This is a genomic window from Citrobacter sp. CK198, from assembly GCF_030333295.1.
Lineage (GTDB): Bacteria > Pseudomonadota > Gammaproteobacteria > Enterobacterales > Enterobacteriaceae > Citrobacter_B > Citrobacter_B koseri.
The window spans coordinates 436,123-460,742 of the sequence record NZ_JAOWGE010000035.1 but is presented as its reverse complement, the minus strand read 5'-3'; the positions used below and the strand labels follow the sequence as shown (position 1 = coordinate 460,742).

At 54.1% G+C, this 24,620-nt stretch carries 27 protein-coding genes; 20 read left to right on the top strand and 7 right to left on the bottom strand.

What is annotated here, in order from left to right; translation table 11 throughout:
* The first annotated feature begins 65 nt into the window (after positions 1 to 65).
* The 5 genes from purA (at position 66) to OGY62_RS19985 (ending at position 7,053) form a co-directional block, all read left to right on the top strand.
* Complete coding sequence (gene purA, locus OGY62_RS20005; protein ID WP_012134433.1) at positions 66 to 1,364, top strand: adenylosuccinate synthase; 1,299 nt, start codon at positions 66 to 68, stop codon at positions 1,362 to 1,364.
* A 227-nt stretch (positions 1,365 to 1,591) separates the two neighbouring features.
* The gene (nsrR, locus tag OGY62_RS20000; protein ID WP_024130794.1) at positions 1,592 to 2,017 is read left to right on the top strand and encodes a nitric oxide-sensing transcriptional repressor NsrR; all 426 of its coding nucleotides are present in this window, start codon (positions 1,592 to 1,594) and stop codon (positions 2,015 to 2,017) included.
* A 38-nt stretch (positions 2,018 to 2,055) separates the two neighbouring features.
* The gene (gene rnr, locus OGY62_RS19995) at positions 2,056 to 4,488 is read left to right on the top strand and encodes a ribonuclease R (protein WP_047459451.1); all 2,433 of its coding nucleotides are present in this window, start codon (positions 2,056 to 2,058) and stop codon (positions 4,486 to 4,488) included.
* Positions 4,489 to 4,581: 93 nt separating this feature from the next.
* Positions 4,582 to 5,313: a 23S rRNA (guanosine(2251)-2'-O)-methyltransferase RlmB gene (rlmB, locus tag OGY62_RS19990; protein WP_012134428.1), complete on the top strand. Its 732-nt coding sequence runs from the start codon at positions 4,582 to 4,584 to the stop codon at positions 5,311 to 5,313.
* 117 nt (positions 5,314 to 5,430) lie between these two features.
* The gene (locus tag OGY62_RS19985; RefSeq protein WP_286460458.1) at positions 5,431 to 7,053 is read left to right on the top strand and encodes an isovaleryl-CoA dehydrogenase; all 1,623 of its coding nucleotides are present in this window, start codon (positions 5,431 to 5,433) and stop codon (positions 7,051 to 7,053) included.
* Positions 7,054 to 7,126: 73 nt separating this feature from the next.
* On the opposite strand, the gene yjfN is transcribed toward OGY62_RS19985, so the two are convergent.
* The gene (yjfN, locus tag OGY62_RS19980; protein WP_012134425.1) at positions 7,127 to 7,402 is read right to left on the bottom strand and encodes a DUF1471 family protease activator YjfN; all 276 of its coding nucleotides are present in this window, start codon (positions 7,400 to 7,402) and stop codon (positions 7,127 to 7,129) included.
* Between the two features lie 130 nt (positions 7,403 to 7,532).
* Positions 7,533 to 7,862, bottom strand: a complete 330-nt coding sequence (bsmA, locus tag OGY62_RS19975; RefSeq protein WP_012134424.1) for a biofilm peroxide resistance protein BsmA — start codon at positions 7,860 to 7,862, stop codon at positions 7,533 to 7,535.
* A 178-nt stretch (positions 7,863 to 8,040) separates the two neighbouring features.
* Here bsmA and yjfP point away from each other — a divergent pair, with 178 nt between their 5' ends.
* Positions 8,041 to 8,790 (top strand): esterase, encoded by a 750-nt coding sequence (yjfP, locus tag OGY62_RS19970; protein WP_286460457.1) that lies wholly within the window; start codon positions 8,041 to 8,043, stop codon positions 8,788 to 8,790.
* Here yjfP and ulaR read toward each other — a convergent pair.
* On the bottom strand, positions 8,787 to 9,542 hold the full coding sequence (ulaR, locus tag OGY62_RS19965) for an HTH-type transcriptional regulator UlaR (RefSeq protein ID WP_012134422.1): 756 nt from the start codon (positions 9,540 to 9,542) through the stop codon (positions 8,787 to 8,789). The two genes, yjfP and ulaR, sit on opposite strands and share 4 nt — an antisense overlap.
* Before the next feature lie 106 nt (positions 9,543 to 9,648).
* Positions 9,649 to 10,713, bottom strand: coding sequence for an L-ascorbate 6-phosphate lactonase (gene ulaG, locus OGY62_RS19960; protein WP_047459442.1), 1,065 nt, complete (start codon positions 10,711 to 10,713; stop codon positions 9,649 to 9,651).
* A 363-nt stretch (positions 10,714 to 11,076) separates the two neighbouring features.
* Here ulaG and ulaA point away from each other — a divergent pair, with 363 nt between their 5' ends.
* From ulaA to OGY62_RS19930, 6 genes are read left to right on the top strand one after another with little or no spacing between them, the layout of a single operon-like run.
* Positions 11,077 to 12,474: a PTS ascorbate transporter subunit IIC gene (gene ulaA / locus OGY62_RS19955; protein WP_286451485.1), complete on the top strand. Its 1,398-nt coding sequence runs from the start codon at positions 11,077 to 11,079 to the stop codon at positions 12,472 to 12,474.
* Between the two features lie 15 nt (positions 12,475 to 12,489).
* The gene (gene ulaB, locus OGY62_RS19950; protein WP_024130790.1) at positions 12,490 to 12,795 is read left to right on the top strand and encodes a PTS ascorbate transporter subunit IIB; all 306 of its coding nucleotides are present in this window, start codon (positions 12,490 to 12,492) and stop codon (positions 12,793 to 12,795) included.
* Between the two features lie 9 nt (positions 12,796 to 12,804).
* The gene (ulaC, locus tag OGY62_RS19945) at positions 12,805 to 13,272 is read left to right on the top strand and encodes a PTS ascorbate transporter subunit IIA (RefSeq protein WP_012134416.1); all 468 of its coding nucleotides are present in this window, start codon (positions 12,805 to 12,807) and stop codon (positions 13,270 to 13,272) included.
* A gap of 13 nt (positions 13,273 to 13,285) precedes the next feature.
* The gene (gene ulaD, locus OGY62_RS19940) at positions 13,286 to 13,936 is read left to right on the top strand and encodes a 3-keto-L-gulonate-6-phosphate decarboxylase UlaD (RefSeq protein ID WP_024130789.1); all 651 of its coding nucleotides are present in this window, start codon (positions 13,286 to 13,288) and stop codon (positions 13,934 to 13,936) included.
* A gap of 9 nt (positions 13,937 to 13,945) precedes the next feature.
* The gene (locus tag OGY62_RS19935) at positions 13,946 to 14,800 is read left to right on the top strand and encodes an L-ribulose-5-phosphate 3-epimerase (RefSeq protein ID WP_230012262.1); all 855 of its coding nucleotides are present in this window, start codon (positions 13,946 to 13,948) and stop codon (positions 14,798 to 14,800) included.
* Entirely contained in the window at positions 14,800 to 15,486 is a 687-nt protein-coding gene (locus OGY62_RS19930) for an L-ribulose-5-phosphate 4-epimerase (RefSeq protein ID WP_012134412.1), read from the top strand. Before OGY62_RS19935 ends, OGY62_RS19930 begins: the two co-directional genes overlap by 1 nt.
* Before the next feature lie 134 nt (positions 15,487 to 15,620).
* Here the strand turns inward: OGY62_RS19930 and yjfY are convergent, their stop codons facing one another.
* Positions 15,621 to 15,896: a DUF1471 family protein YjfY gene (yjfY, locus tag OGY62_RS19925; protein ID WP_024130788.1), complete on the bottom strand. Its 276-nt coding sequence runs from the start codon at positions 15,894 to 15,896 to the stop codon at positions 15,621 to 15,623.
* 333 nt (positions 15,897 to 16,229) lie between these two features.
* Between yjfY and rpsF the strand changes: the two genes are divergently transcribed.
* The 5 genes from rpsF to OGY62_RS19900 all read left to right on the top strand — a co-directional run bounded on the left by rpsF (position 16,230) and on the right by OGY62_RS19900 (position 18,737).
* Entirely contained in the window at positions 16,230 to 16,625 is a 396-nt protein-coding gene (gene rpsF / locus OGY62_RS19920; RefSeq protein WP_012134408.1) for a 30S ribosomal protein S6, read from the top strand.
* A 6-nt stretch (positions 16,626 to 16,631) separates the two neighbouring features.
* A complete protein-coding gene (gene priB, locus OGY62_RS19915; protein ID WP_012134407.1) occupies positions 16,632 to 16,946 on the top strand; it encodes a primosomal replication protein N in 315 nt (104 codons plus the stop codon).
* Between the two features lie 4 nt (positions 16,947 to 16,950).
* The gene (gene rpsR, locus OGY62_RS19910; protein WP_000135199.1) at positions 16,951 to 17,178 is read left to right on the top strand and encodes a 30S ribosomal protein S18; all 228 of its coding nucleotides are present in this window, start codon (positions 16,951 to 16,953) and stop codon (positions 17,176 to 17,178) included.
* 41 nt (positions 17,179 to 17,219) lie between these two features.
* A complete protein-coding gene (gene rplI, locus OGY62_RS19905) occupies positions 17,220 to 17,669 on the top strand; it encodes a 50S ribosomal protein L9 (protein WP_012134405.1) in 450 nt (149 codons plus the stop codon).
* Between the two features lie 138 nt (positions 17,670 to 17,807).
* Positions 17,808 to 18,737, top strand: coding sequence for a DMT family transporter (locus OGY62_RS19900; protein WP_012134404.1), 930 nt, complete (start codon positions 17,808 to 17,810; stop codon positions 18,735 to 18,737).
* Positions 18,738 to 18,825: 88 nt separating this feature from the next.
* Here the strand turns inward: OGY62_RS19900 and OGY62_RS19895 are convergent, their stop codons facing one another.
* Positions 18,826 to 19,476 carry an OapA family protein gene (locus tag OGY62_RS19895; protein ID WP_012134403.1) on the bottom strand — a complete coding sequence of 217 codons (651 nt, stop codon included), beginning with the start codon at positions 19,474 to 19,476 and terminating at the stop codon, positions 18,826 to 18,828.
* A gap of 219 nt (positions 19,477 to 19,695) precedes the next feature.
* On the opposite strand from OGY62_RS19895, the gene bamJ reads away from it, so the two are divergent.
* Both bamJ and cycA read left to right on the top strand, forming a co-directional pair.
* The gene (gene bamJ, locus OGY62_RS19890; protein WP_024130787.1) at positions 19,696 to 20,316 is read left to right on the top strand and encodes a BamJ family beta-barrel-assembly machinery protein; all 621 of its coding nucleotides are present in this window, start codon (positions 19,696 to 19,698) and stop codon (positions 20,314 to 20,316) included.
* A gap of 309 nt (positions 20,317 to 20,625) precedes the next feature.
* Positions 20,626 to 22,035, top strand: coding sequence for a D-serine/D-alanine/glycine transporter (gene cycA / locus OGY62_RS19885; RefSeq protein WP_012134401.1), 1,410 nt, complete (start codon positions 20,626 to 20,628; stop codon positions 22,033 to 22,035).
* A gap of 79 nt (positions 22,036 to 22,114) precedes the next feature.
* Here cycA and ytfE read toward each other — a convergent pair whose 3' ends face one another.
* Positions 22,115 to 22,777, bottom strand: coding sequence for an iron-sulfur cluster repair protein YtfE (ytfE, locus tag OGY62_RS19880; protein WP_012134400.1), 663 nt, complete (start codon positions 22,775 to 22,777; stop codon positions 22,115 to 22,117).
* A gap of 245 nt (positions 22,778 to 23,022) precedes the next feature.
* Between ytfE and OGY62_RS19875 the strand changes: the two genes are divergently transcribed.
* Positions 23,023 to 24,576 carry a methyl-accepting chemotaxis protein gene (locus tag OGY62_RS19875; RefSeq protein ID WP_286460456.1) on the top strand — a complete coding sequence of 518 codons (1,554 nt, stop codon included), beginning with the start codon at positions 23,023 to 23,025 and terminating at the stop codon, positions 24,574 to 24,576.
* Positions 24,577 to 24,620: the final 44 nt, after the last annotated feature.

Genomic DNA, 24,620 nt, shown 5'->3' with positions numbered 1-24,620 from the left:
AAAGTGCTGTATATCTGAAAAAGCGATGGTAGAATCCATTTTTAAGCAAACGGTGATTTTGAAAAATGGGTAACAACGTCGTCGTACTGGGCACCCAATGGGGTGACGAAGGTAAAGGAAAGATCGTCGATCTTCTGACTGAACGGGCTAAATATGTTGTACGCTACCAGGGCGGTCACAACGCAGGCCATACTCTCGTAATCAACGGTGAAAAAACCGTCCTCCATCTTATTCCATCAGGTATTCTTCGTGAGAATGTTACCAGCATCATCGGTAACGGCGTTGTGCTGTCTCCGGCTGCGCTGATGAAAGAGATGAAAGGACTGGAAGACCGTGGTATCCCTGTCCGTGAGCGCCTGCTGCTGTCTGAAGCCTGTCCGCTGATCCTTGATTATCACGTTGCGCTGGATAACGCGCGTGAGAAAGCGCGTGGCGCGAAAGCGATCGGCACCACCGGTCGTGGTATTGGCCCGGCTTATGAAGACAAAGTGGCTCGTCGCGGTCTGCGCGTTGGCGATCTGTTCGATAAAGCTACCTTCGCTGTAAAACTGAAAGAAGTGATGGAATATCACAACTTCCAGCTGGTGAATTTCTACAAAGTGGAAGCCGTTGACTACCAGAAAGTGCTGGATGATGTGATGGCAATCGCCGACATCCTGACCTCTATGGTTGTTGATGTTTCCGATCTGCTGGACCAGGCGCGTAAGCGTGGCGATTTCGTCATGTTCGAAGGCGCGCAGGGTACGCTGCTGGATATCGACCACGGTACTTATCCGTACGTTACCTCCTCTAACACCACTGCGGGTGGTGTAGCGACCGGTTCTGGCCTGGGGCCGCGTTATGTGGACTACGTTCTGGGTATCATCAAAGCTTACTCCACTCGCGTGGGTGCGGGTCCGTTCCCGACTGAGCTGTTTGATGACACCGGCGAGTTCCTGTGCAAGCAGGGTAACGAATACGGCGCCACCACCGGTCGTCGTCGTCGTACCGGCTGGCTGGACTCCGTTGCTGTGCGCCGTGCGGTGCAGATCAACTCCCTGTCTGGCTTCTGCCTGACCAAACTGGACGTGCTGGACGGCCTGGAAGAGGTGAAAATCTGCGTGGCTTACCGTATGCCGGATGGCCGTGAAGTAACCACCACACCGCTGGCAGCGGATGACTGGGAAGGCATCGAGCCGATCTACGAAACCATGCCGGGTTGGTCTGAGTCCACCTTTGGCGTGAAGGATCGCAGCGGCCTGCCGCAGGCGGCGCTGAACTACATCAAACGTATCGAAGAACTGACCGGCGTGCCGATTGATATTATTTCTACCGGCCCGGACCGTACTGAAACGATGATTCTGCGTGACCCGTTTGACGCATAATTTGGGGTCATGGCGCAGTGCCTGATGGTGCTGCGCTTATCAGACCTGTTCACACTGTAGGCCGGATAAGGCGCTTTTCACCGCCATCCGGCTTAATACAGCGTAAGATCCTCGCTTTTTTCCTTCCCGAACTGAAATAAATTAGCGACCTGGCTGGTGGCTGGTTTATCATCAATGTAATTAATACAACCTGGTTTATCCCGTTTTCCCCTTTTCCTGAGGTTGATGTGCAGTTAACGAGTTTCACCGATTACGGATTACGTGCGCTAATCTATATGGCGTCGCTACCCGAAGGACGTATGACCAGTATTTCTGAGGTGACAGAAGTCTACGGCGTGTCCCGTAATCATATGGTCAAAATAATCAATCAACTTAGCCGGGCGGGCTTCGTTACTGCTATTCGAGGAAAAAATGGCGGTATCCGCCTGGGTAAACCAGCTAATGTTATTGTTATCGGTGATGTGGTTCGTGAGCTGGAACCTTTATCTCTGGTAAATTGCAGCAGCGAATTTTGCCACATTACTCCTGCCTGCCGACTCAAGCAGGCACTTTCGAAGGCCGTGCAAAGTTTTCTCAAGGAACTGGATAACTACACGCTTGCCGATTTGGTTGAAGAGAATCAACCGCTTTATAAATTATTGCTGGTGGAGTGACGAAAATCTTCATCAGAGCTGACAACGGAGGAACCGCCATGTCACAAGATCCTTTCCTGGAACGTGAAGCTGAAAAATACGCTAACCCTATCCCGAGCCGGGAATTTATCCTCGAACATTTAACAAAACGTGAAAAACCAGCCAACCGTGATGAATTGGCTGTGGAACTGAACATTGAAGGTGAAGAGCAGCAGGAAGCCCTGCGCCGCCGTCTGCGCGCGATGGAACGCGACGGACAGCTGGTCTTCACCCGCCGCCAGTGCTATGCGCTGCCGGAACGCCTCGACCTGCTGAAAGGTACCGTTATCGGCCACCGTGATGGCTACGGCTTTTTGCGTGTCGAAGGACGTAAAGATGACCTGTATCTCTCCAGTGAGCAGATGAAAACCTGCATTCATGGCGATCAGGTACTGGCGCAGCCGCTGGGGGCCGATCGTAAAGGCCGCCGCGAAGCGCGTATCGTGCGCGTTCTGGTGCCGAAAACCAGCCAGATTGTCGGTCGTTACTTTACCGATGCGGGCGTGGGCTTTGTGGTGCCGGACGATAGTCGTCTGAGCTTCGACATCCTGATCCCGCCTGAAGAGGTGATGGGTGCGCGTATGGGCTTTGTGGTGGTGGTGGAACTCACCCAGCGCCCGACCCGCCGCACTAAAGCGGTCGGTAAAATCGTTGAGGTTCTCGGCGATAATATGGGCACTGGCATGGCTGTCGATATGGCGCTGCGCACCCATGAAATTCCTTATATCTGGCCGCAGGCGGTAGAACAGCAGATCGCCGGCCTGAAAGAAGAAGTGCCGGAAGAGGCGAAAGCAGGCCGTGTGGATCTGCGCGACTTACCGCTGGTGACGATTGATGGCGAAGACGCCCGTGACTTTGACGATGCGGTTTACTGCGAGAAGAAACGCGGTGGCGGCTGGCGCCTGTGGGTGGCTATCGCTGACGTAAGTTATTACGTGCGTCCGCCAACGCCGCTGGATCGCGAAGCGCGCAACCGTGGGACGTCGGTCTATTTCCCGTCGCAGGTTGTGCCGATGCTGCCGGAAGTGCTCTCCAATGGCCTGTGCTCGCTGAACCCGCAGGTTGACCGCCTGTGTATGGTCTGCGAAATGACCGTTTCATCAAAAGGGCGTTTAACCGGCTATAAATTCTACGAAGCAGTGATGAGTTCCCATGCGCGCCTGACGTATACCAAAGTCTGGCATATGCTACAGGGCGACCAGGACCTGCGCGAGCAGTATGCGCCGCTGGTCAGGCACATCGAAGAGCTGCATAACCTATACAAAGTGCTGGATAACGCCCGCGAAGAGCGTGGCGGCATCTCATTTGAAAGCGAAGAAGCGAAGTTTATCTTCAATGCTGAACGTCGCATTGAACGCATCGAGCAGACGCAGCGTAATGACGCACACAAGCTGATCGAAGAATGCATGATTCTGGCGAATATCTCGGCGGCGCGATTCGTTGAGAAAGCCAAAGAGCCTGCGCTGTTCCGTATCCACGACAAGCCGAGCACCGAGGCGATAACCTCCTTCCGTTCCGTTCTGGCGGAGCTGGGGCTGGAATTGCCGGGCGGCAATAAGCCGGAACCGCGTGATTATGCGGAGCTGCTGGAGTCGATTGCCGACAGGCCTGACGCGGAAATGCTGCAAACTATGCTGCTGCGCTCAATGAAACAGGCAATTTACGATCCAGAAAACCGTGGCCACTTTGGTCTGGCATTGCAGTCTTACGCGCACTTTACCTCACCGATCCGCCGTTATCCTGACCTGTCGCTGCACCGCGCCATTAAGTATCTGCTGGCGCATGAGCAAGGGCATAAGGGCAACACGACGGAAACGGGCGGCTACCACTATTCGATGGAAGAGATGCTGCAACTGGGCCAGCACTGTTCTATGACCGAGCGCCGTGCTGACGAAGCCACGCGCGACGTCTCTGACTGGCTGAAGTGTGACTTCATGCTGGATCAGGTGGGGAACGTCTTTAAAGGGGTGATTTCCAGCGTAACCGGGTTTGGCTTCTTTGTTCGTCTGGATGAGCTGTTTATTGATGGTCTGGTACACGTCTCTTCGCTGGACAACGATTACTACCGTTTCGATCAGGTAGGGCAGCGTCTGATGGGGGAATCTAGCGGCCAGACCTACCGTCTGGGCGACCGCGTGGAAGTCCGCGTCGAAGCGGTCAATATGGATGAGCGTAAAATTGACTTTAGCCTGATCTCCAGCGAACGCGCCCCGCGCAACGTCGGTAAAACCGCGCGTGAGAAAGCGAAAAGAGGCGAAACGGCTAAAAATGCCGGTAAGCGTCGTCAGGTGGGCAAAAAGGTGAATTTCGAACCGGATAGCGCCTTCCGCGGCGAGAAAGCGAAAGGTAAGGCGAAGAAAGAGAAGAAAGCCAAAAATCCATCGGCAAAGACGCAGAAAATCGCTGCCGCGACAAAAGCGAAGCGCGCGGCGAAGAAAAAGTCAGCTGAGTAATTTCCCCCTCTCCCCCCGCGTGGAGAGGGCGTTTGTACTGTAGACCGGGCAGGCATCGCGCCGCCCGGCAAAATTGATCAATGAGAACCATCAATGAGTGAAATGATTTACGGCATCCACGCGGTGCAGGCTCTGCTGGAACGTGCGCCAGAGCGCTTTCAGGACGTCTTTATTCTGAAAGGGCGGGAAGATAAACGCCTGCTGCCGCTGATCCATGCGCTGGAAGCGCAGGGCGTGGTGATCCAACTGGCGAACCGCCAGTATCTTGATGAAAAAAGCGAGGGTGCGGTACATCAGGGGATCATTGCGCGCGTGAAGCCGGGACGCCAGTATCAGGAAAACGATCTTCCTGATCTGATCGCGAAGTTCGACAATCCCTTCCTGCTGATCCTCGACGGCGTGACCGATCCGCATAACCTCGGCGCCTGTCTGCGTAGCGCAGACGCCGCTGGCGTACATGCGGTCATTGTGCCGAAAGATCGTTCCGCACAGCTTAACGCAACGGCGAAAAAGGTGGCCTGCGGCGCAGCCGAAAGCGTGCCGCTGATCCGTGTGACCAACCTGGCGCGTACCATGCGTCTGTTGCAGGAAGAGAATATCTGGATTGTCGGTACGGCGGGCGAAGCTGACCATACGCTGTTCCAGAGCAAAATGACCGGCCGGATGGCGCTGGTGATGGGCGCTGAAGGCGAAGGGATGCGTCGTCTGACCCGCGAGCACTGTGATGAGCTGATCAGCATTCCGATGGCGGGCAGCGTGTCGTCGCTGAACGTCTCCGTCGCGACCGGGATCTGCCTGTTTGAAGCGGTGCGACAGCGCAGCTAAGCGCTTTTGACTGATGAAGCCATCCCTCGGGATGGCTTTTTTGTGACCGTTATCCCAGGCGCGTCCCCCACAGGCTGACCATACTTAATGCGACTGCCATTGACGGAGGGAAACACAATGCACTGGCAAACGCATACCGTTTTTAACCAACCGGCACCGCTCAACAACAGCAATTTATTCCTGTCTGATGGCGCGCTTTGCGAGGCGGTCGCCCGTGAAGGCGCGGGCTGGGACAGCGATCTTCTCGCCAGCATCGGTCAACAACTGGGCACTGCGGAGTCGCTGGAGCTGGGGCGGCTGGCGAACGCCTTTCCACCTGAACTGTTACGTTACGATCCACAAGGGCAGCGGCTGGACGATGTCCGTTTTCATCCCGCCTGGCATCTGCTGATGCAGGGCCTGTGCGCTAACCGCGTGCATAACCTGGCCTGGGAAGAGAACGCCAGGCAGGGGGCATTTGTCGCGCGGGCTGCGCGTTTCATGCTGCATGCGCAGGTGGAAGCGGGTACGTTGTGTCCAGTTACGATGACTTTTGCCGCTACGCCGCTGCTGCTACAGATGCTGCCGCCTCCCTTTCACGACTGGTTAACGCCGCTACGCAGCGATCGCTATGATTCACACCTCCTGCCCGGAGGGCAAAAACGCGGCCTGCTGATTGGCATGGGCATGACGGAAAAGCAGGGCGGCTCCGATGTGCTGAGTAACACCACCCGGGCAGAGCGACTGGACGACGGTGCCTGGCGCCTGGTGGGGCACAAATGGTTTTTCTCCGTGCCGCAAAGCGACGCGCACCTGGTGCTGGCGCAGACGAAAGGCGGGTTATCCTGCTTTTTTGTCCCGCGTTTTTTGCCTGACGGGCAGCGAAACGGCGTTCGCCTTGAGCGGTTGAAAGACAAACTGGGCAACCGCTCTAATGCCAGTTGCGAGGTTGAGTTTCAGGATGCGGTAGGCTGGCTACTGGGTGAGGAAGGCGAGGGGATTCGTCACATACTGAAGATGGGAGGGATGACCCGCTTTGATTGCGCGTTGGGCAGTCATAGTATGATGCGCCGGGCGTTTTCCGTGGCGATTTACCACGCGCATCAGCGGCAGGTGTTCGGCAAGTCTTTGATTGATCAGCCCATGATGCGGCAGGTTTTAAGTCGTATGGCGCTCCAGCTTGAAGGCCAGACGGCGCTGCTGTTTCGTCTGGCTCGCGCGTGGGATCGTCGTGGCGACCCGAAAGAAGCGCTCCGGGCGCGTTTGTTCACGCCAGCCGCGAAGTTTGCTATTTGCAAAAGCGGCATCCCCTTTGTTGCCGAGGCGATGGAAGTGCTCGGTGGCGTTGGCTATTGCGAGGAGAGCGAGCTGCCGCGCCTGTATCGTGAGATGCCGGTCAACAGCATCTGGGAAGGGTCGGGAAACGTCATGTGTCTGGACGTGCTGCGGGTGCTGAGTAAACAGACCGGCGTCTATGAGCTGCTCAACGAGGCTTTTGCGGAGGTCAAAGGGCAGGATCGGCATTATGATCGGGCGGTACGTCAGCTGCAACAGCGCTTGCGCAAACCCGATGAAGCGCAGGGGCGGGAGATAACGCAGCAGCTGTTCCTGCTCGGCTGCGGGGCGCAAATGTTGCGCTATGTTTCTCCGCCGTTGGCACAGGCCTGGTGCCAAATGATGCTGGACACGCGCGGCGTGTTACGCCTGTCTGAACAGGTGCAAAATGATCTGTTGCTGCGGGCAACGGGGGGATTGCGATAACGGCGGCGCGGGCGCGTCTTATCATGCCTGCGATCGGTGCAGGCCAGATAAGTTTACGCCATCAGGCAATCTGTTACGCATAAAGTATGGCTTGTACGCGCCAGTTATCGGGCTGCTGTTCTTCGTACATCTGGATAATCCGATACCACGAAGCGCCCTGCTCATCGGCTTTTAACGCAATGATACGTTCCACATCCTGCTGATTTCCCGAAATATTACTCACGGATATCAGACCAATTTCATTCAGGCCCGTTACGCAGTCCGCGCTGGCGAATTCGGCAGACTGCGCCGTCGTACTCACCAGGCCGGCAGAAAGCAGCAGTGAGGATAAGGCAAGAGATCGTTTCATCGTCAGCTCCTTTTACGTGACCCCGCGTTCAACAGGGCATTCCATTGCGGTCATCCCATGATTTCATTGTGCACAGGTAAACGCATAGAGGCGCAAAGCAATGTAAAGCTGACTAAATTTCAACCTTCCGCTATTTACGATACAGGATGGCTTGCGAATACCATTGGCCTGTTACGATGGTTTCATCAACCAACAAAATAACGTAATAATCTGCTTTAGCGGCGGCGGCTTTCGCTCTGATCTCTGCCACAGCATCGTCAGGAGAACCCCGAACCATTGAGCTTACCGTTCCCAGGCGCTGCAACCCTTGTGTCTGGTCACGGCGAATTTCCTGAGGATGGTCAGCGACTGGCGGTGCTGGTTGCGGCGTCCCTTGCAATACGCTACAGGCGCTTAAAAACAGTACCAGCATCAATGGGGCGAACCGGCGCATAACTCTATCTCGTTTACTGATAGCCATAGTGTAGTGCCTTATTAATTTCCTTTAGGGGGAATGTTCCCAAATTGTTATCTCTCACGCGATTTTCGAATGAAAATAGGGTGAAAGCGTAATCCACTTCTCAACATTATGAATCATTGCCGTACTCATTAACTTGAGTTATGTATTTCTCCGTGGCATATCAGAGAAAGGGGGATATATGATAAAAATAGAAACACGGTACCTGGCAGGACATTCCATACTCCACGCGTTTCCTGACGGTAAACGTGACACGCCCTTTCCATGTATTATTTTTTACCACGGTTTTACCTCTTCCAGCCTGGTCTATAGCTACTTTGCTGTTGCCCTGGCGCAGGCCGGGTTCCGGGTTATCATGCCGGATGCGCCCGAGCATGGCGCGCGGTTTAGCGGTGATGCGCAGGGGCGAATGACCCAATTCTGGCAGATTCTGCGGCAAAACATGCAGGAATTCGCTGCGTTACGTGCGGCAGTTCAACAGGAAAACTGGGTGCTGGAAGAACGTCTGGCCGTGGGGGGCGCATCAATGGGCGGTATGACGGCGCTGGGGATCATGGCCCGCCACCCGGAGGTAAAATGCGTCGCCAGCCTGATGGGGTCGGGTTATTTCACCCGACTGGCGCATACGCTTTTTCCGCCATTAATTCCTGAGACGCCTGAGCAACAGCGAGAATTTGACGACATTATTGCTCCCCTGGCTGAGTGGGAGGTGGCGCATCAGTTGCCAAAACTGGCCGACCGGCCGCTGCTGCTATGGCATGGACAGGAAGATGACGTCGTCCCTGCGGTGGAAACGTTCCGCTTACAACAGGCGCTGATTCAGGCGAACAGGGATCAGAACCTGACCTGTCTGTGGGAAGCAGGCGTACGCCACCGTATTACGCCAGAGGCGCTGGCGGCAACGGTGTCGTTTTTCCGCCAGCATCTTTAAACGCGCAGAATGCTAACGCCTTGCGCTTCAAGCTGTTGCAGAATGTCAGGGTTAGCATTTTTGCCCGTAATCAGCGTGTCTATTTGATCGGCGCGGCTGAACAACATGCCTGCGCGCTCGCCGATCTTGCTGCTATCCACCAGCACCACCAGCTTTCCGACCACGCTGAGCATTTTCTGCTCGGCCATAGCGGTGAGCATATCGGTTTTATACAGACCGTCTGCGGTCAGGCCTTTGCCGCTGGTAAACATCCAGTGCCCGGCATACAGGCTGTTTTCGCTGCCCTGGGGACTAAGCGTGATGGACTGGCTCTTGTTGTACTGACCTCCCATGATGATCACGCTTTCATGTTCCTGATCGATCAGATAGTTCGCCAGCGGGAGATAGTTGGTGATGATCTGCACCGGCTTACCGCATATTTCTCTGCCCAGCAGAAAGGCGGTCGATCCACAGTTGATCACCACGCTTTCCCCAGGATTCACCAGTTGCGCTGCCGCTTTAGCAATGCGCACTTTTTCATCGTGGTTCTGCGCCTGATGCAGATTCATCGGCGTCCAGCGCGGACGTTGCTGAGCGATCGCTTCGGCGCCATTACGCACTTTTTTGAGCTTTCCGCTCTCATCGAGCTTGTTGATATCCCGACGCGCCGTGGCCGGGGAGATCCCCAGACGTTCGATCACATTCTCGACGGTAACAAAGCCCAATTGCGCCAGCATATCCAGCAATATTTGATGTCTTTGTGCTTCAGTCATGAGCTATTCCGATACGAATTGATTTTAAAAGATGATATTTGAAATAGCCTGAAAATACTAAAGTAAATATAGAAAAATGCCGGGAAAACCCGGCATCGGAGAACAATTACAGGAAGGATTTGAACGGTAAATCCGGTTCCATCGTGAAGCAGTCATCAAAACCACGCGGGTAGTGATATTCAAAGTTGTCTTTATCCAGTGGCCAGGTGAACTTACCGCCAACCTGCCAGATAAACGGCTTGAAGCCATACTTCAGGCGATCTTTTTTCATTTCCCACAGAACGCGGATTTCCTGCGGATCGGCCTGGAAGTTCGACCAGATATCATGGTGGAACGGAATCACAACTTTCGTGTTCAGCGCTTCCGCCATACGCAGCATGTCGGCGCTGGTCATCTTGTCGGTGATGCCACGCGGGTTCTCGCCATAGGAGCCGAGCGCCACGTCGATCTGATGCTCATTGCCGTGCTTCGCATAGTAGTTGGAGTAGTGGGAGTCGCCGCTGTGATACAGCGTACCGCCCGGCGTTTTGAACAGGTAGTTCACCGCGCGCGCATCCATGCCGTCCGGCAGTACGCCCGCCGCCTTTTGATCGGCCGGAAGCGTGATGAGCGCAGTACGATCAAACGCATCAAGCGCATGAATTTCGATGTCTTTCACTTTCACAACATCGCCCGGTTTGACCACGATGCAGCGCTCTTTCGGCACGCCCCAGCCAATCCACAGGTCAACGCAGGTTTGCGGCCCGATGAAAGGCACATCGTTAGCGCAGTTTTGCATCACCGCTGCGGCGACGTTGACGTCGATATGATCGTTATGATCGTGAGTGGCCAGCACGGCATCGATCTGGCGAATCGCGAAAGGATCGAGAACAAACGGCGTGGTGCGCAGGTTCGGCTGCAATTTCTTCACCCCTGCCATGCGCTGCATCTGATGGCCCGTTTTCATCAACGGATTGCCGTGGCTTTGTTTGCCGGTGCCGCACCAGAAATCAACGCATACGTTGGTGCCGCCTTCTGATTTCAGCCAGATGCCGGTGCAACCGAGCCACCACATAGCAAATGTGCCGGGCGCGACCTGTTCCTGTTCGATCTCTTCATTCAGCCAGCTTCCCCACTCAGGAAAGGTGCTCAGGATCCATGATTCACGCGTGATACTTTTCACTTTACTCATCGCATTTACCTTCATGTTTGTTCAAATTGAATCAGTGTGTGATTGGTTTTGATTAATCCTGACATTATTTTTTCAAGATGGCAACGGCATATTTTTGCTTGTGAAGGGCGGTCTGGAAGTAAAGGAGAACGTAATGAAGGGCGTATAACTATTGAAATTAAATATATCTATTTGATTAAAATGAGTTTTATTGATGGCTGGTTAACGTCGGGTTAATCCTTTTCTGAAGTGTGGGAATTATTTGCGTGGTGCGTCACAATTAATCAAATTCAATCTTGTTGTGATTACTTTTGAAAATTAGAGTGGTGACACAACAACCTGAGCGTACGCAGAGCTCAGCAACTTCGTCTACTGGAGATCGTTATGGAGATCCTCTACAACATCTTTACCGTTTTCTTTAACCAGGTTATGACCAATGCTCCGCTGCTACTGGGTATTGTCACCTGTCTGGGCTATATCCTCCTACGCAAAAGTGTCAGCGTTATTATCAAAGGTACGATAAAAACCATTATTGGTTTCATGTTATTACAGGCAGGGTCCGGCATCCTGACCAGTACCTTTAAGCCCGTCGTGGCGAAGATGTCTGAGGTGTATGGCATCAATGGCGCGATTTCTGATACTTACGCCTCCATGATGGCGACGATCGAACGCATGGGCGACGCCTACAGTTGGGTCGGGTATGCCGTGCTGTTAGCGCTGGCATTGAATATCGGCTACGTGCTGCTGCGCCGGATTACCGGGATTCGCACCATCATGCTTACCGGGCATATCATGTTCCAGCAGGCGGGGCTGATCGCGGTGTTCTTCTACATCTTCGGTTATCCGATGTGGACCACCATTATCTGCACGGCGGTTCTGGTGTCCCTGTATTGGGGGATCACCTCCAATATGATGTATAAGCCGACGCAGGAAGTCACAGACGGCTGTGGTTTCTCCATTGGTCACCAGCAACAGTTTGCCGCATGGCTGGCGTATAAAGTCGCGCCATATCTCGGTAAAAAAGAAGAGAGCGTTGAAGATCTCAAACTGCCCGGCTGGCTGAATATCTTCCACGACAATATCGTCTCCACGGCAATTGTCATGACCATCTTCTTCGGCGCGATCCTGCTCTCTTTTGGCCTGGATGTGGTTCAGGCGATGGCGGGTAAAACGCACTGGTCTATCTATATCCTGCAAACCGGCTTCCAGTTCGCCGTCGCTATTTTCATCATCACGCAGGGCGTGCGCATGTTTGTCGCCGAACTGTCCGAAGCATTTAACGGTATCTCTCAGCGTCTGATCCCCGGTGCTGTGCTGGCGATTGACTGTGCGGCGATTTATAGCTTCGCGCCGAACGCGGTGGTCTGGGGCTTTATGTGGGGCACGATTGGTCAGCTGATCGCCGTTGGTATCCTGGTAGGTTGCGGTTCCTCCATTCTGATCATCCCTGGCTTTATCCCAATGTTCTTCTCTAACGCCACGATTGGCGTGTTCGCTAACCACTTTGGCGGCTGGCGCGCGGCGCTCAAGATTTGCCTGGTTATGGGCATGATCGAAATCTTTGGCTGCGTCTGGGCGGTGAAACTGACCGGTATGAGCGCCTGGATGGGAATGGCGGACTGGTCGATTCTGGCGCCTCCGATGATGCAAGGCTTCGTCAGCGTCGGGCTGATGTTTATGAGCGTCATGATACTGATTTCACTGGCTTATATGTTCTTCGCAGGGCGCACATTGCGCGCTGAAGAAGATGCAGAAAAACAACTGGCAGAACACTCTGCTTAATAAGGAGTTCCGATTATGACCGTACGTATTCTGGCTGTTTGTGGTTGTGGGCAAGGCAGTTCAATGATCATGAAAATGAAAGTTGACCAGTTTCTGACGCAGCAGGGCGTTGCGCACACGGTAAATAGCTGCGCGGTGGGTGAGTACAAAAGTGAGCTGAACGGCGCGGACATCATTATTGCCTCGACGCACGTCGCCAGCGAAATCACCGTTTCCGGTAATAAATATGTGGTGGGCGTGCGCAATATGCTTTCCGCCGCTGATTTTGGTCCGAAACTGATGGAAGTGATCAAAGAGCACTTTCCGAACGACCTGAAATAAGGACGCAGCATGAAATTACGTGATTCGCTGGCGGAGAATAAGTCCATTCGCCTGAATGCAGAAGCGAGCACCTGGCAGGAGGCGGTGAAAATCGGCGTAGACCTGCTGGTGGAAGCAGATGTTGTGGAGCCGCGTTACTACCAGGCCATTCTTGATGGCGTAGAGCGTTTTGGTCCGTATTTTGTGATTGCGCCAGGCCTGGCGATGCCGCATGGCCGCCCGGAAGAGGGCGTCAAAAAAACCGGCTTCGCGCTGGTGACGCTGAAAACGCCGATGGTCTTCAACCACGAAGATAATGACCCGGTCGATATCCTCATCACGCTGGCGGCAGTGGATGCCCGCGCGCATCAGGAAGACGGCATCATGCAAATCGTCAACCTGTTTGAAGATGAAGCCAACTTTGACCGTTTACGCGCCTGCCGTACCGAGCAGGATGTGCTGGATTTAATTGATAACGCCACTGCGGCGGCAGTTTAAGTAAGGAATAGAAATGTCATTACCTATGTTGCAAGTTGCGCTGGATAACCAGACGCTGTCCCACGCTTACGAAACGACCCGCCTGATCGCGGAAGAAGTCGATATTATCGAAGTTGGCACCATCCTGTGCGTGGGTGAAGGCGTACGTGCGGTACGCGATCTGAAAGCGCTCTATCCGCATAAGATCGTGCTGGCTGACGCCAAAATTGCGGACGCGGGGAAAATTCTTTCTCGTATGTGCTTTGAAGCCAACGCGGATTGGGTGACGGTTATCTGCTGCGCGGATATCAACACCGCCAAAGGCGCGCTGGAAGTGGCGCAAGAGTTTAACGGCGATGTGCAGATTGAACTGACCGGCTACTGGACCTGGGAGCAGGCGCAGGAGTGGCGCGATGCGGGGATTCAGCAGGTGGTTTATCACCGTAGCCGTGATGCCCAGGCCGCTGGAGTGGCCTGGGGCGAAGCGGATATCAGCGCGATCAAACGTCTCTCTGATATGGGCTTTAAAGTGACCGTGACCGGCGGTCTGGCGCTGGAAGATCTGCCGCTGTTTAAGGGCATTCCAATCCATGTCTTTATTGCTGGTCGCAGCATTCGCGACGCCGCCTCTCCGGTTGAAGCCGCGCGTCAGTTTAAACGTTCTATCGCCCAGTTGTGGGGATAAGGAGCGGATATGCTGTCTAAACAGACTCCGCTTGGCATCTACGAAAAAGCGCTCCCCGCCGGGGAGTGCTGGTTGGATCGCCTGCGGCTGGCGAAAGAACTGGGCTTCGATTTCGTTGAAATGTCTGTCGATGAAACCGATGCCCGCCTGGCGCGCCTCGACTGGAACCGTGAGCAGCGCCTGGCGCTGGTGAGCGCTATCGCTGAGACCGGCGTGCGGGTGCCGTCCATGTGCCTGAGCGCGCATCGTCGCTTTCCGTTGGGCAGCGAAGATGATGCTGTACGTGCGCAAGGGCTGGAGATCATGCGTAAAGCCATTCAGTTTGCGCAGGATATCGGTATTCGCGTCATCCAGCTTGCGGGTTACGACGTGTACTATCAGGAGGCCAACAATGAAACGCGCCGTCGTTTTCGTGATGGGCTGAAAGAGAGCGTCGAGATGGCAAGCCGTGCTCAGGTCACGCTGGCGATGGAGATCATGGATTACCCTCTGATGAACTCCATCAGCAAAGCGCTGGGTTATGCGCACTATCTTAATAACCCGTGGTTCCAGCTTTATCCTGATATCGGCAACCTGTCAGCCTGGGATAACGATGTGCAGATGGAGTTGCAGGCTGGAATGGGGCATATCGTCGCGGTTCATGTCAAAGATACGAAGCCAGGCGTGTTCAAGAACGTGCCGTTCGGTGAAGGTGTCGTCGATTTTGAACGCTGTTTCGCCACGCTCAAGCAGAGTGGGTATTGCGGGCCATACCTGATTGAGATGTGGAGTGAAACGTCGGACAATCCGGCGCGTGAGGTGGCGAAAGCGCGTGATTGGGTGAAAGCGCGTATGGCCAGCGCCGGTCTGGTGGAGACAGCATAATGCAAAAACTCAGGCAGCACGTTTTTGAAGCCAATATGGATTTGCCGCGTTATGGCCTGGTGACTTTCACCTGGGGCAACGTCAGCGCGATCGACAGGGAGCGCGGGCTGGTGGTCATTAAGCCTAGCGGGGTGGCTTATGAAACCATGAAAGCGGACGATATGGTGGTGGTGGATCTCCAGGGCAATGTGGTGGAAGGGCAGTGGCGGCCTTCTTCCGATACCGCCACGCATCTGGCGCTGTACCGTCGTTACCCTTCGCTGGGCGGCATCGTGCACACGCACTCTACGCATGCCACGGCGTGGGCGCAGGCAGGGCTGGCGATCCCGGCGCTGGGCACGACCCATGCGGACTACTTCTTTGGCGATATCCCCTGTACCAGGGCGTTAACCGAAGAAGAAGTGCAGGGTGAATATGAGCTGAACACCGGTCATGTGATTATCGAAACGCTGGGTGACGGTCAGCCGCTGCATACGCCTGGCGTCGTGGTGTATCAGCACGGGCCGTTTGCCTGGGGCAAAGATGCGCATGACGCCGTGCATAATGCGGTGGTGATGGAAGAAGTCGCGCGGATGGCATGGATTGCTCGTGGTATCAATCCGGCGCTCAGCCCGATCGACGATTATTTAATGAATAAACATTTTATGCGTAAGCATGGGCCTGACGCCTATTACGGACAAAAGTAAGACACGTGCCCTGGAATCATTACTTCCTTCGGGATGTTACCGGCCTGATTCCGGGGCCGCTTTTGCCATAAAAAAGCCCCCGGTGAAGGGGGCAAGTCAAACTATGGCAATGTTCTCGTTGGTTTTTCCTGGTGCTAGCGATAAATATCCGCGCTGGCGCGCATGTTGCCGTTACTTCCCGGTTCCCGGGTCAGGATGGCGTGGTAGTACGTTGCGCCTCGCGCATCTGTCTCTTCATTCAATGCCTGATCTGCTTCACTTTCAGTGGCGAAGTTATGGTTTATATAAATCACGCCTAAGCTCTGCACATCATCCATATTTCGTGCCTGGTGATTATCGATTTTGATGGCTGCCATCGCGTTTGCACTGAGCAAAAGCGCAGCCAGAAGGGTCATAACACGCGCTCGCATACTGTACCTCCTCGACTGCTGTGTCTGGTTAGCAATATCTCCTGTAAGTGAATTGCTTCTGATTTAATTTTAATCGCTACCAGCGAAGTCGATAGCGACCATTTCTGATGCAGTTGTTCAAAAAATTGGCGCGATGCCATGTGATTAATTTTAAATCACATGGTTAACCCGTCTTTGCGCTTCGTGTGAATTTTTGCGCAATCAACTTGTGTTTCCTCATGGGCGCAAGTATTATGACGCGTCATTTTTCAGCCGACCTTTAACACGTTCCTTGCCTCCCCGGGATTCGGCTGACCCAGACAGGAGGCTGAATAATCCGTAAGGAGCAATTCGATGCGTCATTACGAAATCGTTTTTATGGTCCATCCTGACCAGAGCGAACAGGTTCCGGGCATGATCGAGCGCTACACTGGTGCAATCACTGGTGCAGAAGGCAAGATCCACCGTCTGGAAGACTGGGGCCGCCGTCAGCTGGCTTACCCGATCAACAAACTGCACAAAGCTCACTACGTTCTGCTGAACGTTGAAGCGCCGCAGGAAGTGATCGATGAGCTGGAAACTAACTTCCGCTTCAACGATGCCGTTATCCGTAGCATGGTAATGCGTACTAAGCACGCTGTTACCGAAGCATCTCCGATGGTTAAAGCGAAAGACGAGCGCCGTGAGCGTCGCGATGATTTCGCAAACGAAACCGCAGATGATGCAGATGCTGGGGATTCTGAAGAGTAATTTCTGATGACCAACCGTCTGGCGTTGTCCGGCACCGTGTGCAGGATGCCCCTTCGAAAGGTCAGTCCATCAGGAATTCCGCACTGCCAGTTCGTGCTTGAGCATCGTTCTGTGCAGGAGGAAGCCGGGTTTCACCGGCAGGCATGGTGTCAAATGCCCGTTATTGTTAGCGGACACGAAAACCAGGCCATTACTCACAGTATAACGGTCGGCAGCCGCATAACCGTTCAGGGGTTCATCTCTTGCCACAAGGCAAAGAACGGTCTGAGCAAAATGGTTCTGCATGCCGAGCAGATTGAATTGATAGATTCTGGAGACTAGCCATATGGCACGTTATTTCCGTCGTCGCAAGTTCTGCCGTTTCACCGCGGAAGGCGTTCAAGAGATCGACTATAAAGATATCGCTACGCTGAAAAACTACATCACCGAAAGCGGTAAGATTGTCCCAAGCCGTATCACCGGTACCCGTGCAAAATACCAGCGTCAGCTGGCTCGCGCTATCAAACGCGCTCGCTACCTGTCCCTGCTGCCGTACACTGATCGTCATCAGTAATCGGCCACGGTCCATTAATACGACTTTGAGAGGATAAGGTAATGCAAGTTATTCTGCTTGATAAAGTAGCAAACCTGGGTAGCCTGGGTGATCAGGTTAACGTTAAAGCGGGCTACGCTCGTAACTTCCTGGTACCACAGGGTAAAGCTGTTCCTGCTACCAAGAAAAACGTTGAATTCTTCGAAGCACGTCGCGCTGAACTGGAAGCTAAACTGGCTGACGTTCTGGCTGCTGCAAATGCACGCGCAGAGAAAATCAACGCCCTGGAAACCGTAACCATCGCGTCCAAAGCTGGCGACGAAGGTAAACTGTTCGGTTCCATCGGTACTCGCGACATCGCTGACGCTGTAACAGCAGCAGGCGTTGAAGTGGCTAAGAGCGAAGTTCGTCTGCCGAACGGCGTTCTGCGTACCACTGGTGAGCACGAAGTGAACTTCCAGGTTCACAGCGAAGTATTCGCTAAACTGACTGTAAACGTAGTAGCTGAATAAGTTTTATTCTTCTATCGCGTAAAAACGCCGGCCTTGTGCTGGCGTTTTGCTTTTCTGCCCCCCTGTTTTTCGCACTGGCTATTCTTTACCCTTTTCGGGATAATAAAAAATAAAACATTATTTCAAAGTGGTGATGGAATGGAGATAACCCACCAGCAGCCCCTGTTCGCGCGTAAAAACGTTGTCTATCTGGGGGCGGCATTTTGTTGTCTGTTATGGGGAAGCGCCTACCCGGCGATAAAAAGCGGGTACGAGATCTTTCAGATTGCGACAGATGATATCCCGTCAAAAATTGTCTTTGCCGGATACCGTTTCTTGTTCGCGGGGTTATTGCTGCTGTTGCTGGCGATGGCGCAGCGTAAACCGATCGGCCGCTTAAGCCCGCGCCAGTTTGGTCAACTGACCCTGCTGGGGCTGACGCAAACCTCGCTGCAATATATCTTTTTCTATATCGGTCTGGCGTTCACCACGGGCGTGAAAGGATCGATCATGAATGCCACAGGCACTTTTTTTAGCGTGCTGCTGGCGCACTTCATCTACCAGAACGACAAACTGAGCTACAACAAAACCCTCGGCTGTATTCTTGGTTTTGCCGGGGTGATGGTGGTGAACTTCAACAGCGGGCTGATGGATTTCAGCTTTAGCCTGTTGGGTGATGGCTCCGTGGTGCTGGCTGCTTTTATTCTTTCTGCCGCGACCCTTTACGGTAAACGTATTTCGCAGACGGTTGACCCAACGGTGATGACGGGCTATCAGCTTGGCATCGGCGGCCTGGCGCTGGTGATTGGCGGCTATGCCTTCGGCGGCTCGCTCTCCGTGCACGGCCTCTCTTCTGTGGCGATTCTGGGCTATCTGACGCTGCTCTCGTCTGTTGCTTTTGCGCTGTGGAGTATTTTGCTCAAGTACAACCGCGTCGGGATGATTGCGCCGTTTAACTTCCTGATTCCGGTTTCTGGTGCGGTGCTGTCGGCGATTTTCCTCGGCGAAAACATTTTTGAATTGAAATATGCGGTTGCGCTGGTGCTGGTGTGTTCGGGGATCTGGTGGGTGAACAAGGTGAAGCGGTAACGCCTGATGGCGCTACCGCTTATCAGGCCTGCAATCGCGGGTGCCGTAGGCCGGATAGGGCGACGCCGCCATCCGGCAATTTGCGCGCTTAACGGGCGCGAATAAAGCTGCCGTTTGGCTGACGGGTAAACAGAACCTGTTGGTCATTACCGGTATCGATGGTCAATCCTGTCACCACGCCATTCGCATTCTGGCGGATCTGCACCATCTGGCCATCTTTCAGATTGCTCAGCGGCTTGCCTGCGCCTTCAACCTGCGCCATCGCGTAAACGTCCGTTGGCGGCAGGCCGTGGTCACGGAACAACTGCGCCAGCGTTTTACCTGACTCCACGCGATAGGAGCGCCACTGCTGGTCAATTCCCCCATTCTGCTGGAAAGGCTGTGTTTGCGGCTGGGATTGCTGCGTCTGCGGCGGTTCTTCCGGTTGGCCTTCCTGGATGGGTTCCGGCGCTACGGGGGCGACCTGTCCCGGATCGTTTTGCGGGGCGACCAGTTGCGCCTGAAGTTCGGCTTCCGTCGGCGGTTGCGACTGTGACTGGATATCTGTCTGGACATTACGCGTGACGACGGGCGTATCGCGGGTATCATTCGAGGGAAGCAGAAAACCGACCACCAGCACGATAGCGGCAATAATAATGCCACGGCGATGCATAGGCGGCAGCGGGTCCATGATGCGAAAATTGTCCGGTGCATGCCAGATTTTCGCCAGGGTTGGTTTTAGTTCAAAGCGCCCGGGCATGGCTTTCCTCCTGCTCCGCGTCTCGTTCCTCAATCATAGAGTATAGATGCCTAACGCTATGATGTTCGTAGTTATACCCGCTTTCGTGACATCAGCATGGGTTATTCTTATTGTTTCTTTTTCCCCGCGATTTGTCATCTCTTCCCGAGACAAAGTTTTACCGGAAGAGACGTGGCTGTTATGCTGCCCGCTACTTTACCTCCGATGAAAGGAAATATGATGGCAACCCCGACTTTTGACACTATCGAAGCGCAAGCAAGCTACGGCATTGGTTTACAGGTAGGGCAGCAGCTGAGCGAATCCGGTCTGGAAGGTCTGTTGCCTGAAGCGCTGGTGGCAGGTATCGCTGATGCGCTGGAAGGCAAACACCCGGCAGTGCCTGTTGATGTGGTGCATCGCGCGCTGCGTGAAATCCACGAACGTGCGGATGCCGTACGTCGCGAACGCTTCCAGGCAATGGCGGCAGATGGCGTCAAATATCTGGAAGAAAACCGTGAGAAAGAGGGTGTGAACAGCACCGAATCCGGTCTGCAATTCCGTGTGATCACCCAGGGTGAAGGTGCGATTCCGGCGCGTACTGACCGTGTACGTGTACACTACACCGGCAAACTGATCGACGGCACCGTATTTGACAGCTCCGTTGCGCGCGGCGAACCGGCTGAATTCCCGGTGAACGGCGTGATCCCAGGCTGGATTGAAGCGCTGACCCTGATGCCGGTTGGTTCCAAATGGGAACTGACTATCCCTCAGGAACTGGCCTACGGCGAGCGTGGCGCGGGCGCGTCCATTCCTCCGTTCAGCACTCTGGTGTTTGACGTAGAACTGCTGGAAATCCTGTAAGCAGTGACTTCTGTTCCCCTCTTTGTTGGGGGGAACAGAAAATATGCAAGAAAACCGTAAGTTAGCCAGATGTCGATATTTTATCTTGCAAATGTAGCTATTGCGTGTATTTTTGTGAGCTAATTCGCGTTGCCAGAGTGATATGACACTCACTTTAAACATATAATTAACATTATATCTAAATCTTAGTATTCATCCCGCCGATTCTTACCTAATATCGATGAGTCCTGATAACAGGATCGTCGTATCATATGACGCACTAAAGGCCGCAGAGCCTGCACAACACAGACAGGTACAGGAAGAAAAAACATGGTAGATCAGGTAAAAGTCGTTGCCGACGAACAGGCACCGGCTGAACAGTCGCTACGGCGCAATCTCACAAACCGTCATATTCAGCTTATTGCGATTGGCGGCGCCATCGGCACCGGCTTATTTATGGGCTCTGGTAAAACGATCAGCCTCGCCGGGCCGTCGATCATTTTCGTTTATATGATCATCGGTTTTATGCTCTTTTTCGTCATGCGGGCAATGGGTGAATTGCTGCTCTCGAATCTGGAATATAAATCCTTCAGTGATTTCGCTTCTGACCTGCTCGGGCCGTGGGCGGGATATTTCACCGGCTGGACTTACTGGTTCTGCTGGGTAGTCACCGGGATGGCGGACGTCGTTGCGATTACCGCCTATGCGCAGTTTTGGTTCCCCGGCCTTTCTGACTGGGTCGCCTCGCTGGCGGTCGTTGTTCTGCTGCTGAGCCTTAACCTTGCGACCGTGAAAATGTTCGGCGAGATGGAGTTCTGGTTCGCGATGATCAAGATTGTCGCCATCGTGGCGCTGATCGTCGTTGGTCTGGTGATGGTTATGATGCACTTCAAATCACCGACCGGGGTTGAAGCGTCGTTTACTCATCTGTGGAATGATGGCGGCTGGTTCCCGAAAGGGATCAGCGGCTTCTTTGCGGGCTTCCAGATAGCGGTATTCGCGTTCGTGGGGATTGAACTGGTGGGCACCACCGCCGCAGAGACCAAAGACCCGGAGAAATCCCTGCCGCGCGCGATTAACTCAATCCCGATTCGTATCATCATGTTCTACGTTTTTGCGCTGATCATCATTATGTCGGTCACGCCGTGGAGCTCGGTAGTACCAACCAAGAGCCCGTTTGTTGAGCTGTTTGTACTGGTAGGACTGCCGGCCGCCGCCAGCCTGATTAACTTCGTGGTGCTGACGTCTGCAGCCTCTTCCGCCAACAGCGGCGTGTTCTCTACCAGCCGTATGCTGTTTGGTCTGGCGCAAGAGGGCGTGGCGCCGAAAGCGTTCGCTAAATTGTCTAAGCGCGCGGTGCCGGCAAAAGGGCTGACCTTCTCCTGTATCTGTCTGCTGGGCGGCGTGGTGATGCTGTACATCAATCCGAGCGTGATTGGCGCGTTCACCATGATCACGACGGTGTCGGCTATTCTGTTCATGTTTGTCTGGACCATCATTCTCTGCTCGTACCTGGTGTACCGTAAGCAGCGTCCGCACCTGCATGAGAAGTCCATCTATAAGATGCCGCTTGGTAAGCTGATGTGCTGGGTGTGTATGGCGTTCTTCGTCTTTGTGCTGGTACTGCTGACGCTGGAAGATGATACCCGTCAGGCGCTGATCGTCACGCCGCTGTGGTTTATTGCGCTGGGGCTGGGCTGGCTGTTTATCGGTAAGAAACGTATGGCAGGAGTGCGTTAATCTTGATGCCCGGTGGCGCAAAGCTTACCGGGCCTACGGATTGTAGGCCGGATAAGCGTTAGCGCCATCCGGCTACACATTATTCCCCGGCCAGTGCGCGCGGGAACAAGACGTTGTTTTCCAGACTGATGTGTTCCATCAGATCGTCAATCATTTCATTAATGCCGTTGTACATCGCTTTCCAGGTGGTGCAGGCTTCTGGCGGCGGCGTGACGTTGTTGGTGGTGTGTTTGATCACTTCCAGCAATTCGCCAGCGTCATCGTGTTCGCTTTCCATGACGCTAATCGGGCCCATTGCCTGGCTTCCCATGCCTTGTTTGATCATCGGGAACAGGATCTGCTCTTCTTTCATCATGTGGCTGGAAAGTTCCTGATGCAGCATAGTCAGGTATTTCGCCAGACCTTTCGGTACGCTGGGTTTGTCTGCGTGAACGCGTTCCACTTTGGTGGCTTGCAGGATCAGCTCCGGCAGCTGCTCACGGTGTCTGTCGTGGTAGCGCACGATAATGTGGTCGATAATTTCGGCCAACGGCGCGGTACGCCAGTCCTTCTCAATCGGTTGTTCAGCCAACTGTGCCAGTTCTGCTTCAATGGCTTCTACATCCAGCTCTTTACGTGCAGCAGCGCGCGCGAGCGTCTGCTTACCACCGCAGCAGTAATCCATATCGTACTTACGAAACAGCGCCGAGGCGCGAGGAATAGAGAGCGCCAGTTCACCTAAAGGTTGATCGCGAAAAGACATAGCCGTTACCTCATTCTCAATAATATAAGATGTATTTTAAATGCATCTTTAAGCCGAAGATATAACCCTTTCGGGTCAGAATAAAATGTGATGACCATCACAAAAAAATGTTTGTGCCTTAACGTGCTGAATCTTATTGAAAAGGGCAGGAATACGCGCGGCAAGCCGCCGGACAAAATTAAATATGCCGGCGGCACTGCCGATAGTTAGACCTCTGACAATACCTGCATAGTAAAAGGCAACAAATGTTCAAACGAATCAAAGTTATAACCTTACTGATTATCGTGTTACTCGCCCTCGGCGCGATGCAGCTTATTTCGGCGGGCGTTTTTATCAGCGCGCTTAATAACGATAAGCAGAATTTTACCGTATCGCAGCGTTCCAGCCAGAACGTCGCGGAGTTTACCGATGCCTGGATCAGCCTGAACCAGGCGCGCGTCACGCTTAACCGCGGCATGTTGCGCCTGCAAAGCAGCATGGCCAATGAGATCAACGGCGGTCAGCTAAATGAACTGGTGAAGACGGCGAATACCCTGCTGGCTGATGCGCAGCGTCATTACGATAAATACTACGCGCTGCCAGAAACGCCGGGGCTGGATGAACACCTGGCCGACCGTCTGGAAGAGCAGTACGGCATCTACTCCGCGACGCTGGCGAAAATGAATACCTTCCTTGCCGCAGGACAACTGGAAGAGATGTTCAAACAGAATGCGGAACAAAAACAGACGGCGATGCAGGACGTGTACCTGGAATGGCGTGCCGCGCAGGCCGAACTGACGAACGCGGGCATTCAACAAAATGAACAGGACTACCAGCGCATTCTGTGGATTCTGGCGGCCGTTATGCTGGCGGTTGTCGCGGTGATCGTGATTAGCTGGCTGGCAATGCAGCGTGTCTTACTTAAACCGTTGCATGATGTTATGGAACATATCCGCCATATTGCGGCAGGCGACCTGACGCGCAATATCCATACCGAAGGCAGTAATGAAATGGCGCTACTGGCGCATAACGTACATGAGATGCAGCAGGCGCTGGCGAATACGGTCAGCGTGGTACGTGAAGGTGCTGACACGATCTATACCGGTGCGGGTGAAATTGCGGCAGGCAGTAGCGATCTCTCTTCACGTACTGAACAGCAGGCCGCATCGCTGGAAGAGACTGCCGCCAGTATGGAACAACTCACCGCAACCGTGAGACAGAACGCCGACAACGCACGTCAGGCGTCCAGCCTGGCAAAAAATGCCTCTGAGACGGCGCAGAAGGGCGGCAACGTAGTGGACGGCGTTGTGCGCACGATGGATGAAATTGCCACCAGCTCCAGCAAAATCGCGCAGATCACCAGCGTTATCGACGGTATCGCATTCCAGACCAATATCCTGGCGCTGAACGCGGCGGTGGAAGCTGCTCGCGCGGGCGAACAGGGTCGTGGCTTTGCGGTGGTCGCTGGCGAGGTGCGCACGCTGGCGCAGCGTAGCGCGCAGGCGGCGAAAGAGATCAAAACGCTGATTGATGACTCCGGTAATCGAGTCAGCGCGGGTTCCGCGCTGGTGCATGAAGCGGGGGAAACGATGGCGGAAATTGTCAGTGCGGTAACGCGTGTGACCGACATCATGGGGGAGATTGCCTCTGCATCTGATGAACAAAGTCGCGGCATTGACCAGGTTGGCCTGGCGGTGGCGGAGATGGATCGCGTGACGCAGCAGAACGCCGCGCTGGTGGAAGAGTCGGCGACTGCCGCCGTAGCGCTTGAAGAGCAGGCGGCACGTCTGACCCAGACGGTAGCGGTGTTTAAAGTTTAACCTCTGCTCCGGCCTACAGGATAATATCTTGTAGGCCGGATTAG